Below are 16,106 nucleotides of genomic sequence, written 5' to 3' on the forward strand. Positions count from 1 at the left end.
CGCCGCCCGCGAGGCGGCGGGCACTCGGCGCGGCCCGCTCCCCGCAAACAATGGAGAGGCAGTTCGCGTGAGGCAGCTAACCTTTAACGCCCCGACGCTTTACCGGCCAGAATTCGAGCGTGACAACTGCGGCTTCGGCCTCATCGCACACATGGATGGCCAACCGAGTCACTGGCTGCTGGAAACGGCCATCTCGGCGCTCGCCCGTCTCACCCATCGCGGCGCCGTGGCCGCCGATGGCAAAAGCGGTGACGGTTGCGGACTGCTCATCAAGCCGCCGGTGACGTTCCTGCGACGCGCCGCAGACGCCGAGGGCGTCGGACTGGCCGAGCATTTCGCGGCCGGCTGCGTGTTTCTGTCCCAGGATGGAGACATCGCCGGTCACGCGCGGTCCGTGCTCGAAGAGGCACTGGCGCATTACGAAGTACCGGCGGCCGGCTGGCGTGATGTGCCGGTGGACACCAGCGCCTGCGGTGAGCAGGCCATGGCCACTCTGCCGGCGATCGCGCAGGTCTTCGTCAATGCGCCGGCTGGGATGGACGAGCCGGAATTCGAGCGGCGCCTTTTCATGGCCCGGCGGCGCGCTGAAAAGGCGCTGGACGGTCATGATGAGGACTTCTATATCCCCAGCCTGTCGGGCCGCGTGCTGTCCTACAAGGGGCTGGTGATGCCGGAGAACCTGCCGGTGTTCTACAAGGACCTGCAGGACCCGGCCCTGGAGACGTCCCTGGCGGTCTTCCATCAGCGGTTCTCGACCAATACGCTGCCGCAGTGGCGGCTGGCGCAGCCATTCCGGTATCTCGCCCACAACGGCGAGATCAATACCATCCAGGGCAACCGCAACTGGGCCCTGGCGCGGGCATACCGCTTCAACACGCCATTGCTGCCCGACATCGAGGCCATCCAGCCGCTGGTCAACCTCACCGGGTCCGACTCCTCCAGTCTCGACAACATGCTGGATGTGCTCATCACCGGTGGCATGGACATCTTCCGCGCGCTGCGGCTGCTGATCCCGCCGGCCTGGCAGAACGTTGAGACGATGGACGCCGATCTGCGGGCGTTCTACGAATTCCACTCCCAGCACATCGAGCCCTGGGACGGGCCGGCGGGCATCGTCCTCACCGACGGACGGCACGCCGCCTGCGCCCTTGATCGCAACGGCCTGCGTCCGGCGCGCTGGGTCATCACGAGCGACCGGCACATCACGCTGGCCTCGGAGGTGGGCGTCTGGGACTATGATCCCGCCGATGTCGTGGAGAAGGGCCGTCTGCGCCCGGGCGAGATGCTGGCCGCCGACACCGAGACCGGCGAGCTCCTGCTGCCACAGACCATCGACGAACGACTCAAGAACCGGGCTCCCTACAAGCGCTGGCTGGCCGAGCACTCGCGGGATGTGCCTTCGCGCCTGAAGGCGGGCGACACGCGCAAGCCAGTGGATCCGCACACGCTGGACATCTACCAGAAACAGTTCGGCGTCAGCTTCGAGGAGCGCGACATCGTCACGCGGGCACTGGCTCAGGGAGGCCAGGAGGCCGTCGGCTCCATGGGCGACGACACACCGATGCCCGTGCTCTCCAGACAGGTCCGTCCGCTCTACGACAACTTCCGGCAGCAGTTCGCCCAGGTCACGAACCCGGCCATCGATCCGCTGCGTGAGCAGATCGTGATGTCGCTGGAGACCGTGTTCGGACCGGAGAAGAACCTGTTCGAGGAGGTCGAGGACCACGCCCGACGCCTGGTGCTGGATTCGCCCATCCTCTCCGACGGCAAGTTCCTCGGCCTGCTCGACGAGCACGAGGATGGGGACCGGGTCCATCGCATCAACCTGAGCTATCCGGCCGACGGTGATCTGCGAACGGCCGTGGAGGCGATCCGCGACGAGGCCGCCAGTGCCGTTCGCGACGGCGCCAGCCTGCTGGTGCTTTCCGACCGCGAGCTCACCCGCGAGCGCATTCCGGTGCATGCCCTGCTGGCCACCGGTGCCGTGCACCATCACCTGGTGCGCACGGGCCTGCGCTGCGACACCAACCTGGTGATCGAGACCGGCACGGCCCGCAACAGCCACGAATGCGCCGTGCTGATCGGTTACGGCGCCACTGCCGTGTATCCCTACCTGGCCTACGATGTGGTTCAGGACCAGCTGCGTACCGGTGAGATCAAGGGAGCGGAGCTGGCGGATCTGCTGCGCAACTACCGCAAGGGCCTGAACAAGGGGCTCTACAAGATCCTCTCCAAGATGGGCATTTCCACGATCACCAGCTATCGCGGCGCCCAGCTGTTCGAGATTGTCGGCATGAGCGATGATGTGGTGGATCTGTGCTTCAACGGCACCACCTCGCGCATCCAGGGCGCGGATTTCACCGATCTCGAGGAAGACCAGCGGACCCTGCATGACCGTGCCTGGCGCCGCAGCCAGCCGCTCACCCAGGGCGGTCTGCTCAAGTATGTCCACGGCGGCGAGTATCACGCCTACAACCCGGATGTGGTGGCCGCGCTACAGGAGGCCGCTTACACCGGCGATTACGAGCGCTACAAGGTCTACGCAGAAACGGTGAACACCCGGCCGGTGGCGGCGCTGCGCGATCTGCTGTGCGTCCGTGAGACCGAGGCCATCCCGCTGGATGAGGTCGAGCCGCTGGAGAACATCCTCAGGCGTTTCGACTCCGCCGGCATGTCATTGGGCGCGCTCTCGCCAGAGGCCCATGAGGCGCTGTCCATCGCCATGAACCGCCTCGGCGGTCGCTCCAACTCCGGCGAAGGCGGCGAGGACGCGCATCGCTTCGGCAACGAGCGCATGTCCAAGATCAAGCAGGTCGCATCGGGCCGGTTCGGTGTCACACCGCATTACCTGCGCAACGCCGAGGTCCTGCAGATCAAGGTCGCTCAGGGGGCCAAGCCCGGTGAGGGCGGGCAGCTGCCCGGCCACAAGGTCAATGAGATGATTGCCCGTCTGCGCTACTCCAAGCCCGGCGTGGCGTTGATCTCGCCGCCGCCGCACCACGACATCTACTCCATCGAGGATCTGGCGCAGCTCATCTACGACCTCAAGCAGGTCAACCCCGAGGCGCTGGTCTCGGTGAAGCTGGTTGCCGAACCCGGTGTCGGTACCGTGGCGGCCGGCGTGGCGAAAGCCTACGCCGATCTCATCACCATTTCCGGTTACGACGGCGGCACGGGCGCCAGCCCGCTGACCTCGGTGAAGTATGCCGGTACCCCCTGGGAGCTGGGGCTGACGGAGACCCATCAGACGCTGCGCGCCAATGATCTGCGCGACAAGATCCGGCTGCAGACCGACGGCGGCCTCAAGACCGGGCTTGACGTCATCAAGGCGGCCATCCTGGGTGCCGAGAGCTTCGGCTTCGGCACTGCGCCCATGGTGGCGATGGGGTGCAAGTACCTGCGTGTCTGCCATCTCAACAACTGCCCCACCGGTGTGGCGACGCAGGAGAAGGTGCTCCGCATGAAGCATTTCATCGGCACACCGGAGCGCGTCGCCAACTTCTTCACCTTCGTGGCCATGGAAACCCGCGAGTGGCTGGCCAGGCTGGGCGTACGTTCCCTGGAGGAGCTCATCGGTCGGCTCGATCTGCTCGAGCAGCGTGAACCCGAGACCGCCCGTCAGGCCAGGCTCGATCTGAGTCCGATCCTCTCCGACGGCGGACTTGATACGTCGCTGCCCACCCACTGCATGACGCCAAGCAACATCCCCTTCGATCGGGGCGATCTGGCAGAGCGCATTGTGGCTGACGCCCTCCCCGCCATCGAGGCGGCCACGGGGGGTGACTTCGAGTACACGGTCCGCAATGACGACCGCTCGATCGGAGCCCGCCTCTCGGGCGAGATCGCCCTGCGCCACGGCAACCTGGGAATGAGTGGCTCACCGCTGCGCCTGCACCTGAAAGGCAGCGCCGGCCAGAGCTTCGGCGTCTGGAACGCCGGCGGCCTGGAGATGTTCCTGCATGGCGATGCCAACGACTATGTGGGCAAGGGCATGGCCGGCGGCAAGCTGGTGATCCGCCCGCCCGAGGAGAGCCGATTCGCGAGCCACGAGACCACCATCATCGGCAACACCTGTCTCTATGGCGCCACCGGCGGCAAGCTCTTCGCGGCCGGCCTGGCCGGGGAGCGGTTTGCGGTGCGCAACTCCGGGGCGCATGCGGTCGTCGAGGGCGTCGGTGACCACGGCTGCGAGTACATGACCGACGGCGTGGTCTGCGTGCTCGGGCCCACCGGCCTGAACTTCGGTGCCGGCATGACCGGCGGAATCGCCTTCGTGCTGGACATGGAGAACCAGTTTGTCGACCGCTACAACCATGAGCTCATCGACATCCGGCGCATCCAGACGGAGCCGATGACCGCACACCGCGAGTTCCTGCGTGAAACCATCGCCGAGTTCGTCGACGAGACCGGATCCCGCTGGGGTCAGGAGATCCTCGACAACTTCCGGGATTACGTCGGCTGCTTCTGGCTGGTCAAGCCCCGCGCCGCCGACATCAACGAAGTACTGAGTACGCTGCGTCAGGCAGCCTGAGCACGTTATGGGTAATTACTTCCAGTTCATCGACGTCCCCCGCCAGGACACCGAAAAGGAACCGGCGCGGGCACGGGTACAGAAGTTCACCGAGATATACGGCGACTTCAGCAGCGAGCATGCGGCAGCCCAGGCCGACCGCTGCGTGGAGTGCGGCAACCCCTACTGCGAGTGGAAATGCCCGGTCCACAATTACATTCCCAACTGGCTCAAGCTGATCGCCGAGGGCAATCTCTTCGAGGCGGCCGAGCTCTCCCACAAGACCAACAGCCTGCCGGAGGTCTGCGGTCGCGTCTGCCCGCAGGACCGGCTCTGCGAGGGTGCCTGCACGCTCAATGACGGCTTTGGGGCGGTGACCATCGGTTCGGTGGAGAAATACATCACCGACGAGGCCTTCAAGCAGGGCTGGCGACCGGACATGTCCGGCGTCGTGCCCACTGGCCGGCGCGTCGCCGTCGTGGGCGCCGGCCCGGCGGGCCTCGGTGCCGCCGACATCCTGGTGCGTAACGGCGTGGAGGCCGTGGTCTTCGATCGCTATCCCGAGATCGGCGGCCTGCTGACCTTCGGCATTCCGCCGTTCAAGCTCGAAAAGGAGGTCATCGCCAAGCGTCGGGAGATCATGGAGTACATGGGCGTCGAATTCCGCCTCGGCGTCAACGTGGGCACCGACATCACCTATGAGGAGCTGGAGCGGGATTTCGATGCCGTTTTCCTCGGTATGGGCACCTACACCACGATGCGCGGTGGCTTCCCGGGAGAAGACATGGATGGTGTCTACGAGGCACTGCCCTATCTGGTCTCCAACATCAATCGCCTGATGGGCTTCGAGAAGGATCCCACCGACTACATCGACATGGCCGACCAGCGCGTGGTGGTCCTCGGCGGCGGCGACACGGCCATGGACTGCAACCGCACCGCGCTGCGTCAGGGAGCGGCCAGTGTGACCTGTGCCTATCGGCGCGACGAGCAGAACATGCCCGGGTCACGGCGCGAGGTCTACAACGCCCGCGAGGAGGGCGTCGACTTCCGCTTCAACCGCCAGCCGGTGGGGATCGTCGGCGATGGTCGGGTAGAAGGCGTCAAGGTGGTGGAAACCCGGCTGGGTGCTCCGGATGAGCGCGGCCGCCGGCGCCCCGAGGCGGTTCCCGGCAGTGAGGAAATCATCCCCGCCGATCGCGTCATCATGGCCTTTGGCTTCCGTCCGAACCCGCCGGAGTGGTTCGACGAGCATGGCATCGCCGTCGACGAGCGCGAGCGCGTCAGGGTCAAGAAGGGCGGTAAACATCCCTTCCAGACCGACAACCCCAACGTCTTCGCCGGCGGTGACATGGTGCGTGGCTCCGATCTGGTGGTCACCGCTGTCTGGGAAGGCCGCGAGGCCGCCAAGGGCATGCTCGCCTACATGGGCGTCTAGGACGGTAACGGTCCATGAGTGAACTGCAGAACGATCGCTTCCTCCGCGCCCTCGCCCGGGAGCCGGTGGATCGCACGCCGGTGTGGATCATGCGCCAGGCCGGGCGTTACCTGCCCGAATACCGGGAAATCCGCGCCCAGGCCGGCAGCTTCATGAATCTGTGCCGCAACCCGGCGCTCGCCTGCGAGGTGACCCTGCAGCCACTCCGGCGCTTTGACCTGGATGCGGCGATCCTCTTCTCGGACATCCTGACCGTCCCCGATGCCATGGGGCTGGGGCTCTATTTCGAGCCGGGTGAAGGCCCTCGATTCGAGACCACCATCCGTGATGCAGCGGCAGTGGATGCGCTTCCGGTGCCTGACGTGGGCAGCGAGCTGCGCTACGTGACCGACGCGGTCAGTCTGATTCGCCGCGAACTCCAGGGCCAGGTTCCCCTGATCGGTTTCTCCGGCAGCCCCTGGACGCTGGCCACCTACATGGTGGAGGGCGGCAGCAGCAAGGACTTCCGACACATCAAGTCCCTGGCCTATGACCAGCCCGAGGTGCTTGAGCGACTGCTCGGTAAGATCGCGACCGCAGTGACGGCCTATCTCAATGCCCAGGTCGAGGCGGGCGCGCAGGCGCTGATGATTTTCGACACCTGGGGCGGCGCACTCGCCCACGATGCCTATCCGCGTTTCTCGCTGGCCTTCGCGCAGCAGATCATCGACAGCCTGATCCGCGAGCGCGATGGACGCCGGATCCCGGTCATTTTCTTCACGAAGGGCGGCGGGATCTGGCTCGAGCGCATCGCCGGATGCGGTGCCGATGCCCTTGGTGTGGACTGGACCCTGTCAATGACCGAGGCCCGCCGGCGGGTGGGTGACCGGGTCGCCCTGCAGGGTAATCTCGATCCCAGCGTCCTGTACGCGCGGCCCGAGGTGATCGAGCGCGAGGTCGGTCGCGTGCTGACGGAATATGGTCATGGCAGCGGGCATGTCTTCAACCTCGGCCACGGCGTCCATCCGCAGATACCGCCGGATCACGTCGCGGCCATGGTGGAGGCCGTCAAGCATCTGAGCCCGGCCTGGCATGGGTAGGAAAAAGCCACGCATCCTCTCCGCCGGTGTGGTCATCGTGCGCGCCGAGGGAGGGGAGTGGCGTTTTCTCCTGCTCCGGGCATACCAGTACTGGGACTTCCCCAAAGGCCGCACGGAGACCGGCGAAACACCGCTGCAGGCCGCCCGTCGCGAGGTCACCGAGGAAACGGGGATCACCGACCTGGACTTCAGATGGGGCGAGGACTTCACCGAAACCGGTCCCTACGCCCGTGGCAAGGTGGCGCGCTATTACCTTGCCGAGACAACGACCCGGGAGGTGACGCTCGGGATCGCACCTGAATTGGGCACACCGGAACATCACGAATGGCGATGGGTCGACCGTCGCACGGCCTACCGGCTGACCGCACCGCGGGTGCGCCAGGTCCTCGACTGGGCCCTGGAACGACTGCCACCCACCCCCGCCAGCTGATCTTCCCCCTTGGGCATGCCGCCTCCTCGGCGGCATACTGGCCCTTGCACTCGACTGGAGCAGGAGACGACCGTGAAACACGACCCCGCCGCCGGACTTGAATACCCGGCGACTCGTCCCAGGCGCCTGCGTCGTGACGAAGCCACACGGCGACTGGTACGCGAAAACCGGCTCTCGGCCGACGATCTGATCCAGCCGGTGTTCGTCATCGAGGGGACCGATCAGACCGAGCCCGTGCCCTCCATGCCCGGCGTCGAGCGCATGAGCGTCGATCGATTGACCGCGGAAGCCCAGACGCTGGCGGAGCTGGGTGTCCCGGCCATGACCGTGTTTCCAGTCACGCCCCAGGAGGCCAAGAGCGACGATGCCGCCGAGGCCTGGAACCCGCAGGGACTGGCACAGCGCGCCGTCCGGGCGATCAAGGCGCGGGTGCCGGAGATGGCCGTCATCACCGATGTCGCGCTGGATCCTTTCACGAGTCATGGCCAGGACGGCCTGCTGGATGACTCGGGCTATGTCGCCAACGACATGACCCTGGAGGCGCTGGTCCGCCAGGCGCGCTCCCATGCCGAGGCAGGCGCCGATATCGTCGCGCCCTCCGACATGATGGACGGACGCATTGCGGCCATCCGCGCCGCCCTTGAGGCAGACGGCTATCCCGAGACGCGCATCCTCGCCTATGCCGCGAAGTATGCCTCCGCCTTCTATGGCCCCTTCCGGGATGCCGTGGGATCGGCCGGCAACCTGGGCGGCGGCGACAAGCGCACGTATCAGATGGATCCGGGCAATGGCGCGGAGGCGCTCCGCGAGGTCGGAATGGATCTGGCCGAGGGCGCCGACATGGTCATGATCAAGCCGGGCATGCCCTACCTCGACGTCATTCGCCGGGTCCGGGAGCACTTCGACGTGCCGACATTCGCGTACCAGGTCAGCGGCGAGTACGCCATGCTGAACGCCGCCTTCGAACAGGGCTGGCTGGCGCGCAGGGCCTGCGTGATGGAGGCGCTGCTGGGTTTCAAGCGGGCCGGCGCCGACGCGATACTGACCTATTTCGCACGGGAGGTGGCCGGCTGGCTTGCCGACCGTTGAGACCGTCCGCATACGGAGGTAAACATGGATCTCTACGCCGTTTTCGGCCATCCCGTCGGGCACTCCCTATCGCCCCGCATTCACCGGATGTTCGCCGAGGAAACCGCCCAGCAGATTGAATACGAGCGCCGCGAACCACCGCTGGACGGGTTTGCCGATGCCCTCCGGGCATTTCGCGAGGAGGGGGGTCATGGGGCCAACGTGACAGTGCCGTTCAAGGAAGAGGCCTGGTCACTGGCCGACCAGCGCAGCGAGCGCGCCGAGCGGGCCGGCGCGGTCAACACGCTGGTCTGCGGCGAGACGCTCTACGGAGACAATACCGACGGCGAGGGGCTGATCAACGACCTGCGCAACAACCTGGGCGTCGGGCTCGCCGGCAAACGCATTCTCATCGTCGGAGCAGGCGGCGCGGCCCGGGGTGTACTCGGACCACTGCTCGCCGAGCAGCCGGCGAGCCTGGTGATTGCCAATCGGACCGCCGGCCGGGCGAAGGTCCTGGCCAAGGCATTCGATGACATCGGCAATATCGAAGGCCGCGGCCTGGATACCCTGGCGGGCGAGCGCTTCGAGGTGGTCATCAACGCCACTTCCAGCGGTCTTGAGGGTGAGGTGCCCGCCCTGCCGGAGAGCGTCGTCAGCGACGGCGCTACCGCCTACGACATGCTCTACGGCGCTGAACCCACGCCGTTCCTTCGCTGGGCGGAGCGTAACGGTGCGTTCCGTGTCCGTGATGGCCTGGGCATGCTGGTGGAACAGGCGGCCGGCGCGTTCGAGCTCTGGCGTCACATCAGGCCCAGCACGGAACCGGTGATCGAGACACTGCGCCACGACACCCGCCCCTGATCCGCATGGCCTGGGAGGCCAATGCAACACCGGATGCACTGCTGGTGCTCCTGGTGGGCGGCGCCACCCTGCTCGCGGTCGTCCTCCGCCACCTCTGCGAGCGCATCAAGCTGCCACCTCTGGTGGGCTACATCCTCATCGGCCTCGGTCTTCGCCTGACCGACGGAATCCTGCCCATACTGCAGCCCTCCGTGATGGCGGCCTTCGAACTACTGGCCGCCCTCGGACTTGTGGCGCTGCTGTTCCGCGTCGGTCTGGGCAGTGACCCCTATCGACTGCTGGAAAAACTGCCCGGCGCCAGCCTGATCTGGGCGGTCAGCGTTATCGTCTCGGGCATGGCCGGCTACTATGCGGCGCGCTGGGCCGGATTCGATGCCGTGCCAGCGCTGGTCGCCGGCGTGGCACTGACGGCCACCAGTATCGGTGTCTCGCTACCTCCCTGGCAGGCCGCCGGCGTTCTGCGCAGCGAGCGGGGTTCACTGGTACTGGATGTGGCCGAACTGGATGACATCTCCGGTGTCGTGCTCATGGCCCTGCTCCTCAGCCTTATCCCGACCGTCACCGCCGGCGGTGCCATCGACTGGGGCGGCGTGGGCATGACCACCGTCAGCCTCCTGGCCAGCCTGGCCGCCTTCACCGCCGCATGCTGGCTATTCGCGCACTGGCTCGAACCGCCGCTGGCGCGGTTCCTGGCAACCCGCGAACGCTCGCCGGCCCGCATGCTCATTGTGGTGGCCATCGGCAGCCTGATCGCCGCGCTCGCCGGCATACTCGGCTTCTCCCTCGCGGTGGGCGCCCTGTTCGCCGGACTGGTTTTCAGCAAGGCTCCGCGGCGGGTGCGCCAGGATCGCGCCTACATCGTGCTCTACGACTTCCTGGCGCCGTTTTTCTTCATCGGCATCGGGCTCAAGCTCGAGCCGGCGGCGCTGACTGGGGCCCTGGGCGCCGGTGGCATTCTGCTGATCGCCGCGGTGGCCGGCAAATTGATCGGAACGGCCCTGCCAGCCCTGTGGACGGCGCCCAAAGGCAGCGCCCTGGTCATCGGCATGAGTATGGTGCCGCGAGCGGAAATCGCCATGGTGGTTGTCGACCAGGCCGGCCGATACGGTGACGATGTCGTCCCACCCGCGCTCTACGGCGCAATGACGCTCGTCACGCTGGTCACCTGTGCGGTGACACCCAGTGCGGTCCAGCACATGCTCAAGGGCGGGAGTACTGGGCGGGGGTCAGTCCCGACCCGCACGGTGACGGTCCATTACCCGCATGTAGTGGCGTGCCGAATACACCAGTTGATCGCGCTCCGTCTCCGTCAGCGCCCGGACTGGCCGCGCGGGACTTCCCAGGTAGAGCTGCCCGCCGGTCAGATGCTTGCCGGGGGGGACAAGCGTGCCGGCGCCGAGGATGACCTCATCCTCCACCACCGCGCCATCCAGCACCATCGCCCCCATGCCCACCAGTACCCGGCTGCCGATCCGGCAGGCATGGATGACCGCCCGGTGACCCACGGTGACCTCCTCGCCGACGATGGCGGGATACCCCGACTGGTATGGCCCCTCATGGGCCACATGAACGATGCTCCCATCCTGGATGTTGCTGCCGGCACCGATCTCGATTCGATGCACATCGCCGCGCAGCACGGCGGTGGGCCATATCGAGACGGAATCACCAAGGGTGACATCGCCGATGACCACCGCACTGTCATGGACGAACGCCGACGCCGGCACAGCGGGATGAACGCCCTGGTAGACCTCGATCATCGATTGATCCCACCCGGCATCAGGTCATGGTGACCAGCTCTTCGGCGCTGGTCGGATGAATGGCCACGGTGTCATCAAGGTCCCGCTTGGTCGCGCCCATGCGAAGCGCCACCGCAAACCCCTGCAGCATCTCATCACTGCCGACACCGAAAAGGTGGATGCCGACCACGCGCTCTTCCTCGCCCACGCAGACCAGCTTCATGGTGCTGCGCTGCTTGGCCTCTGCCGGCGAGAGCGCGAAGTCCATGGGCACGAACCCGGTCTGATGGACACGCACGGCATCGCCGTAGCGAGCGCGCGCGTCGGCCTCGGTCAGGCCGACAGTCCCGATCGGAGGATGCGTGAAGACCACCGTGGGCACATCGCGATACTCGAGTCGGCGATCGCTCTGCCCGCCCCAGAGCCGGTCCGCCAGCCGGCGCCCGGCGGCGATCGCCACGGGCGTGAGCGGATAGGGGTTATCCGTGACGTCACCGAGCGCGAAGATATGCGGCTGACTGCTGGCCTGCCAGTCATCCACCGGGATCGTGCCCTGCCCGCTCATCCGCACCCCGGCCGCGTCCAGGCCGAGTCCGTCGGTATTCGGGATACGGCCCACCGCCCAGATCACCTGGTCGAGCCCCTCCAGGCTGCGGCCATCCTCGGCATGCAGGGCGTAGCCGCCCCAGGCGGCCTCCAGGCCCACCGGGGTGAAATGATTCACCAGGGTGGGACCATGCTGGCCGATGGCATCGACGTAGGCGTTCTGAATGGCCTCGTCAAAGTCGCGCAGCGGGCGTTCCCGCCGCACGACCAGCTGGACGTCGCTGCCCAGCTGGTGCAGGACGCCGGCAAGCTCCACCGCGATATAACCGGCACCCACGACAGCCACTTTCTCGGGGCGGTCGGCCATCTCGAAGAACCCGTCGGAGTCGATACCGAGGTCACCGCCGGGGATACCCGGCCGACCGGGCACGCCGCCGGTGGCGATCACAAAGCGCTCGGCTCGATAGCGCTCGCCGTTCACTTCCACGGTATGCGGGTCGACGAAGCGGGCATGACCGCGGATGGTGTCCACGCCGGCGTTGCCCAGGTTACGGTCGTAGATGCCGTTGAGGCGCTGGATGTAGGCATCCCGGGCCGCGACCAGCGCTGACCAGTCGAGACGGGGACTGACGCCACTGAAGCCGTAGTCGCCGGCCCGTTCCATGACCTCGGCGGCATGCGCCGCCTGCCACATGACCTTTTTCGGCACGCAACCCACATTCACGCAGGTCCCCCCGAGACGGGCCGATTCGACGACCGCACAGCGGGCTCCGTGCGCGGCCGCGCGTCGAGCGGTGGCGATCCCGCCGCTGCCGCCGCCGATGCAGATCAGATCATACTGGTTTTGCTCGCCGCTCATTCCCGGCTCCTGCTGTCGATGAGTGTCTCCGCCACCATTCTGGCAGAGCCATGCAGGCGTGGCCTATCGATCTCAGTCAAGGCATGCCGCCCTGGCTCAGGACTCCGCGCTCGGATCAGACAGCGGTGAGGCCATGGATATTATTAACGCCCGAAAGCGACCCCGTCGAACTTCCGCCCCGGGTTCCGGCTCGAATATCCTGATCCGCATCGGCTACCCTGCCGGTTATCGAACACGGGGAACGTCCTCACCGACCCACGGAGCACAACGGGATCATCATGACCAATCCATTGCTCACTGAATCCGGCCTGCCGCGCTTCTCGGCGATTCGCCCCGAGCACATCCAGCCCGCCGTGGAACAGGTGCTTGCGGACAATCGCGCCGCCATTGACGAGATCACCGCCGACACCGCGCCGCATACCTGGCAGAGCCTGGTCGCGCCACTCGAACGGCTTGAAGACCGGCTCGAGAAGGTCTGGTCACCGGTCTCGCACCTGAACGCCGTGATGAACAGCGAGGCCCTGCGCGAGGCCTACAATACCTGCCTGCCGCTGCTGTCCGCCTATCACACTGAAATGGGTCAGAACACGGCACTTTACGGCGCCTTCCGAGAGCTGCGCGAGAGCGACGACTACGAGCGTCTGGAACAGGATCAGCGCCAGACCGTGGACAACGCCCTGCGTGACTTCGAGCTGGCTGGCGTCGCCCTTGAGGACAGCGCCAAGCGTCGCTACGCGGCGATCGCCGCGCGTCTGGCCGAACTCTCTTCGAAGTTCCAGGAAAACCTGCTGGATGCCACGGATGCCTGGCACCGCGACACGACCGATCGCGAGGAACTGGCCGGCATTCCAGAAAGCGCCCTCGGCGTGATGCAGCAGAACGCCCGGCAGGCTGGTGTCGACGGCTGGCGCATCAGCCTCGACATGCCGGTGGTGCAGGCCGTTCTGGCCCACGCCCATGGCCGTGAACTGCGTCGCGAGGTCTACGAGGCCTTCACCACCCGGGCCTCGGATACCGGACCCCATGCCGGACGCTGGGACAACCACCCCATCATGGCGGAGATACTGGATCTGCGGCAGGAGCAGGCCGAGCTCCTCGGCTATCCGAATTACGCCGAGCTGTCGCTGGCGCCGAAGATGGCGGACTCCGCCGAGCAGGTCGTCGCCTTCCTGGAGGATCTTGCCCAACGCGCGAGACCCGTGGCGGAGCGGGAATACACCGAACTGCTCGCCTTTGCCCGGGAACGCGACGGCCTGGAGGCGCTGGAGGCCTGGGACGTGGGCTACTACAGCGAACGGCTGCGCGAGGCCCGCTACCAGCTCTCACCCGAGGATCTGCGACCGTGGTTCCAGGCCGATCGCGTCATGGCCGGGCTGTTCGCAGTGGTCGAGCGGCTGTTCGGGATCCATATCGTCGAGCGCGACGACGTCGAGACCTGGCACGACGATGTGCGCTTCTACGAAATCCATGACGACGAAGGCGACCTGCGGGGTCAGTTCTATACCGATCTCTACGCCCGCGCCCACAAGCGTGGTGGCGCCTGGATGGCCACGGCCCGGGGCCGGATGACACATGACGGCGGGCTGCAGACACCGGTGGCTTTCCTGACCTGCAATTTCACGCCGCCCGTCGGTGGCAAGCCGGCGCTCATCACCCACAGCGAGGTCGAGACGCTGTTCCACGAGTTCGGGCATGGCCTGCATCACATGCTCACGCGAGTGAATGCGGCGAGCGTGGCCGGCATCAATGGCGTGGCCTGGGACGCCGTGGAACTGCCGAGCCAGTTCCTTGAGAACTGGTGCTGGGAGCGGGAGGCGCTGGACCTGTTTGCCCGCCACCACGAGACCGGCGAGCCCATTCCGGAAGGGCTTTTCGAACGCATGACCGAGGCCCGCAACTTCCAGGCCGCGATGCAGATGGTCCGTCAGCTCGAATTCTCGCTATTCGACCTGAGATTGCATGTCGAGCACGATCGCGTGGCGGGCGAGCGGATTTTTGCCCTGCTCGACGAAGTCCGCGATCAGGTCGCCGTGGTCAGGCCGCCGGCCTTCAACCGTTTCCCCAACAGCTTCGCGCATATCTTCGCGGGCGGCTATGCCGCTGGCTATTACAGCTACAAATGGGCCGAGGTGCTCTCGGCGGATGCATTCGCGCGGTTCAGCGAGGAGGGGATTTTCAACCCGGTCACCGGGCGGGCATTCCTGGAGCATATTCTCGAGAAGGGGGGGTCCGAGGACGCGGCCAAGCTGTTCCGCGACTTCCGGGGCCGCGAGCCGAGCATCGAGCCGCTGCTGCGGGCGAGCGGCCTCGCCGCCTGAGGGACTGTGTCTGGGGTATCCGGCAGGCCGGGCGCCGGCCCGAGCCTGGTACTCATTGGCGGGGGGCATAGCCACGTCGAGGTGCTGCGGCGCTTTGGCAGGCACCCGATCGCCGGGGTGGAACTGACAGTGATCTCCCCCGACCGGTATACCCCGTACTCCGGCATGCTTCCGGGGTACGTGGCAGGCCACTACTCCTGGTCCGACGCGCATATTGATCTGGCCCGGCTGGCTCGTTCCGCCCGAGCCCGCTTCATTCAGGATGGCGCGAAAGGTCTCGCGCTCAGGAGCCGGACCGTGCACTGCGAGAGCGGATTGGCGATCGACTGGGATCGACTGTCCATCAATGTCGGTTCGACTCCGAGGCCTGAAGCACCGGGCGCGGCCGGGCATGCCGTGGCCGTGAAGCCCATCAATCGCTTCAATGAGCGTTGGCTGGCGCTTCTGGAACGGGTTCGCAGGGCCGGAGGCCGGCTACGGATTGCAGTGGTTGGCGGCGGTGCCGGCGGCGTGGAACTGCTGCTCGCCATGCAGTTCCGCCTGCGCAACGAATGCACCGCCCTCGGCCAGGATGCGGACAGGTTGGAATTCATGCTGTTCTCCCGCGGCCGGCATATCCTGCCCACGCACTCGCCCCGCGTGCGACTGCGCTTTCAGCGGGTGCTCGCGAGACGCGGCATCGCTCTGTACTGTAATGCGGCGGTCACCGCGGTCGACGAGTCCGGCCTCAGGACCCGGGACGGTCAGTGGCATCCGGCTGATGAGGTCATCTGGGTCACCGGCGCGGCCGGACCCGACTGGCTTCGGGGGAGTGGGCTGGCGCTGGATTCTCTGGGTTTCATCCAGATCCGTGAGAGCCTTCAGACCATTACCGACCCGGACGTTTTCGCCGCCGGTGACATCGCCAGCATGGTCCGTCACCCGCGGGAAAAGGCCGGCGTGATCGCAGTGCGTCAGGGTCCGCCACTGGCAGCCAACCTGCGCCGGTCGCTGACCGGCCGGCCAGTCCGGGCCTGGCATCCGCAGCGTCACTGGCTGGCCCTGATCAGTACCGGTGATCGCTACGCGGTGGCCTCGCGGGGCTCACTGGGCATCGGTGGTCGGTGGCTGTGGCATTGCAAGGACTGGATCGACCGCCGGTTCATGCGTCGCTACCGCCTGCCGGGCGATCGAACCGGATCCGGACCGGGCACATGACCGGTCGCTGCATGCCGTGCCGTCACCCAGTACAATCGTCGGATTGAGAATAATGCCAACCGGA

Annotated in this window: 10 protein-coding genes and 1 pseudogene; 9 read left to right on the forward strand and 2 right to left on the reverse strand. The window is 66.4% G+C overall.

Annotated features, from left to right (window positions below; all coding sequences use genetic code 11):
- Window positions 1–67 precede the first annotated feature (67 nt).
- From gltB to V6X63_RS04150, 7 genes and pseudogenes are all read left to right on the forward strand, one after another.
- Window positions 68–4,531, forward strand: a complete 4,464-nt coding sequence (gltB, locus tag V6X63_RS04120; RefSeq protein ID WP_367978191.1) for a glutamate synthase large subunit — start codon at window positions 68–70, stop codon at window positions 4,529–4,531.
- Window positions 4,532–4,538: 7 nt separating this feature from the next.
- Window positions 4,539–5,945: an FAD-dependent oxidoreductase gene (locus V6X63_RS04125; protein WP_367967323.1), complete on the forward strand. Its 1,407-nt coding sequence runs from the start codon at window positions 4,539–4,541 to the stop codon at window positions 5,943–5,945.
- A 14-nt stretch (window positions 5,946–5,959) separates the two neighbouring features.
- Window positions 5,960–7,024 (forward strand): uroporphyrinogen decarboxylase, encoded by a 1,065-nt coding sequence (hemE, locus tag V6X63_RS04130; RefSeq protein WP_367967324.1) that lies wholly within the window; start codon window positions 5,960–5,962, stop codon window positions 7,022–7,024.
- Window positions 7,017–7,454, forward strand: a complete 438-nt coding sequence (locus V6X63_RS04135) for a bis(5'-nucleosyl)-tetraphosphatase (protein WP_367967326.1) — start codon at window positions 7,017–7,019, stop codon at window positions 7,452–7,454. Before hemE ends, V6X63_RS04135 begins: the two co-directional genes overlap by 8 nt.
- Before the next feature lie 72 nt (window positions 7,455–7,526).
- On the forward strand, window positions 7,527–8,543 hold the full coding sequence (hemB, locus tag V6X63_RS04140) for a porphobilinogen synthase (RefSeq protein WP_367978192.1): 1,017 nt from the start codon (window positions 7,527–7,529) through the stop codon (window positions 8,541–8,543).
- Window positions 8,544–8,567: 24 nt separating this feature from the next.
- Window positions 8,568–9,386 (forward strand): shikimate dehydrogenase, encoded by an 819-nt coding sequence (gene aroE, locus V6X63_RS04145; protein WP_367967329.1) that lies wholly within the window; start codon window positions 8,568–8,570, stop codon window positions 9,384–9,386.
- Between the two features lie 5 nt (window positions 9,387–9,391).
- Window positions 9,392–10,579, forward strand: a pseudogene (locus V6X63_RS04150) (cation:proton antiporter); the annotation flags it as partial.
- A 33-nt stretch (window positions 10,580–10,612) separates the two neighbouring features.
- Here the strand turns inward: V6X63_RS04150 and V6X63_RS04155 are convergent.
- Both V6X63_RS04155 and gorA read right to left on the reverse strand, forming a co-directional pair.
- Window positions 10,613–11,143 (reverse strand): gamma carbonic anhydrase family protein, encoded by a 531-nt coding sequence (locus tag V6X63_RS04155; protein WP_367967331.1) that lies wholly within the window; start codon window positions 11,141–11,143, stop codon window positions 10,613–10,615.
- Window positions 11,144–11,162: 19 nt separating this feature from the next.
- Window positions 11,163–12,527: a glutathione-disulfide reductase gene (gene gorA / locus V6X63_RS04160; protein ID WP_367978193.1), complete on the reverse strand. Its 1,365-nt coding sequence runs from the start codon at window positions 12,525–12,527 to the stop codon at window positions 11,163–11,165.
- Window positions 12,528–12,805: 278 nt separating this feature from the next.
- Between gorA and prlC the strand changes: the two genes are divergently transcribed.
- Together prlC and V6X63_RS04170 are read left to right on the forward strand one after the other, a co-directional pair.
- Window positions 12,806–14,845, forward strand: a complete 2,040-nt coding sequence (prlC, locus tag V6X63_RS04165; RefSeq protein WP_367978194.1) for an oligopeptidase A — start codon at window positions 12,806–12,808, stop codon at window positions 14,843–14,845.
- A 6-nt stretch (window positions 14,846–14,851) separates the two neighbouring features.
- The gene (locus V6X63_RS04170) at window positions 14,852–16,042 is read left to right on the forward strand and encodes an FAD-dependent oxidoreductase (protein ID WP_367978195.1); all 1,191 of its coding nucleotides are present in this window, start codon (window positions 14,852–14,854) and stop codon (window positions 16,040–16,042) included.
- Window positions 16,043–16,106 lie beyond the last annotated feature (64 nt).

The organism is Spiribacter onubensis, from assembly GCF_040838425.1.
In the GTDB taxonomy this organism is placed as follows: domain Bacteria; phylum Pseudomonadota; class Gammaproteobacteria; order Nitrococcales; family Nitrococcaceae; genus Spiribacter; species Spiribacter onubensis.

Coding starts and splice junctions, on each gene's coding strand:
- V6X63_RS04155 (WP_367967331.1), bottom strand. CDS start 11,143: ATGATCGAGGTCTACCAGGGCGTTCATCCCGCTGTGCCGGCGTCGGCG.
- V6X63_RS04135 (WP_367967326.1), top strand. CDS start 7,017: ATGGGTAGGAAAAAGCCACGCATCCTCTCCGCCGGTGTGGTCATCGTG.
- hemE (WP_367967324.1), top strand. CDS start 5,960: ATGAGTGAACTGCAGAACGATCGCTTCCTCCGCGCCCTCGCCCGGGAG.
- prlC (WP_367978194.1), top strand. CDS start 12,806: ATGACCAATCCATTGCTCACTGAATCCGGCCTGCCGCGCTTCTCGGCG.
- aroE (WP_367967329.1), top strand. CDS start 8,568: ATGGATCTCTACGCCGTTTTCGGCCATCCCGTCGGGCACTCCCTATCG.
- V6X63_RS04125 (WP_367967323.1), top strand. CDS start 4,539: ATGGGTAATTACTTCCAGTTCATCGACGTCCCCCGCCAGGACACCGAA.
- gorA (WP_367978193.1), bottom strand. CDS start 12,527: ATGAGCGGCGAGCAAAACCAGTATGATCTGATCTGCATCGGCGGCGGC.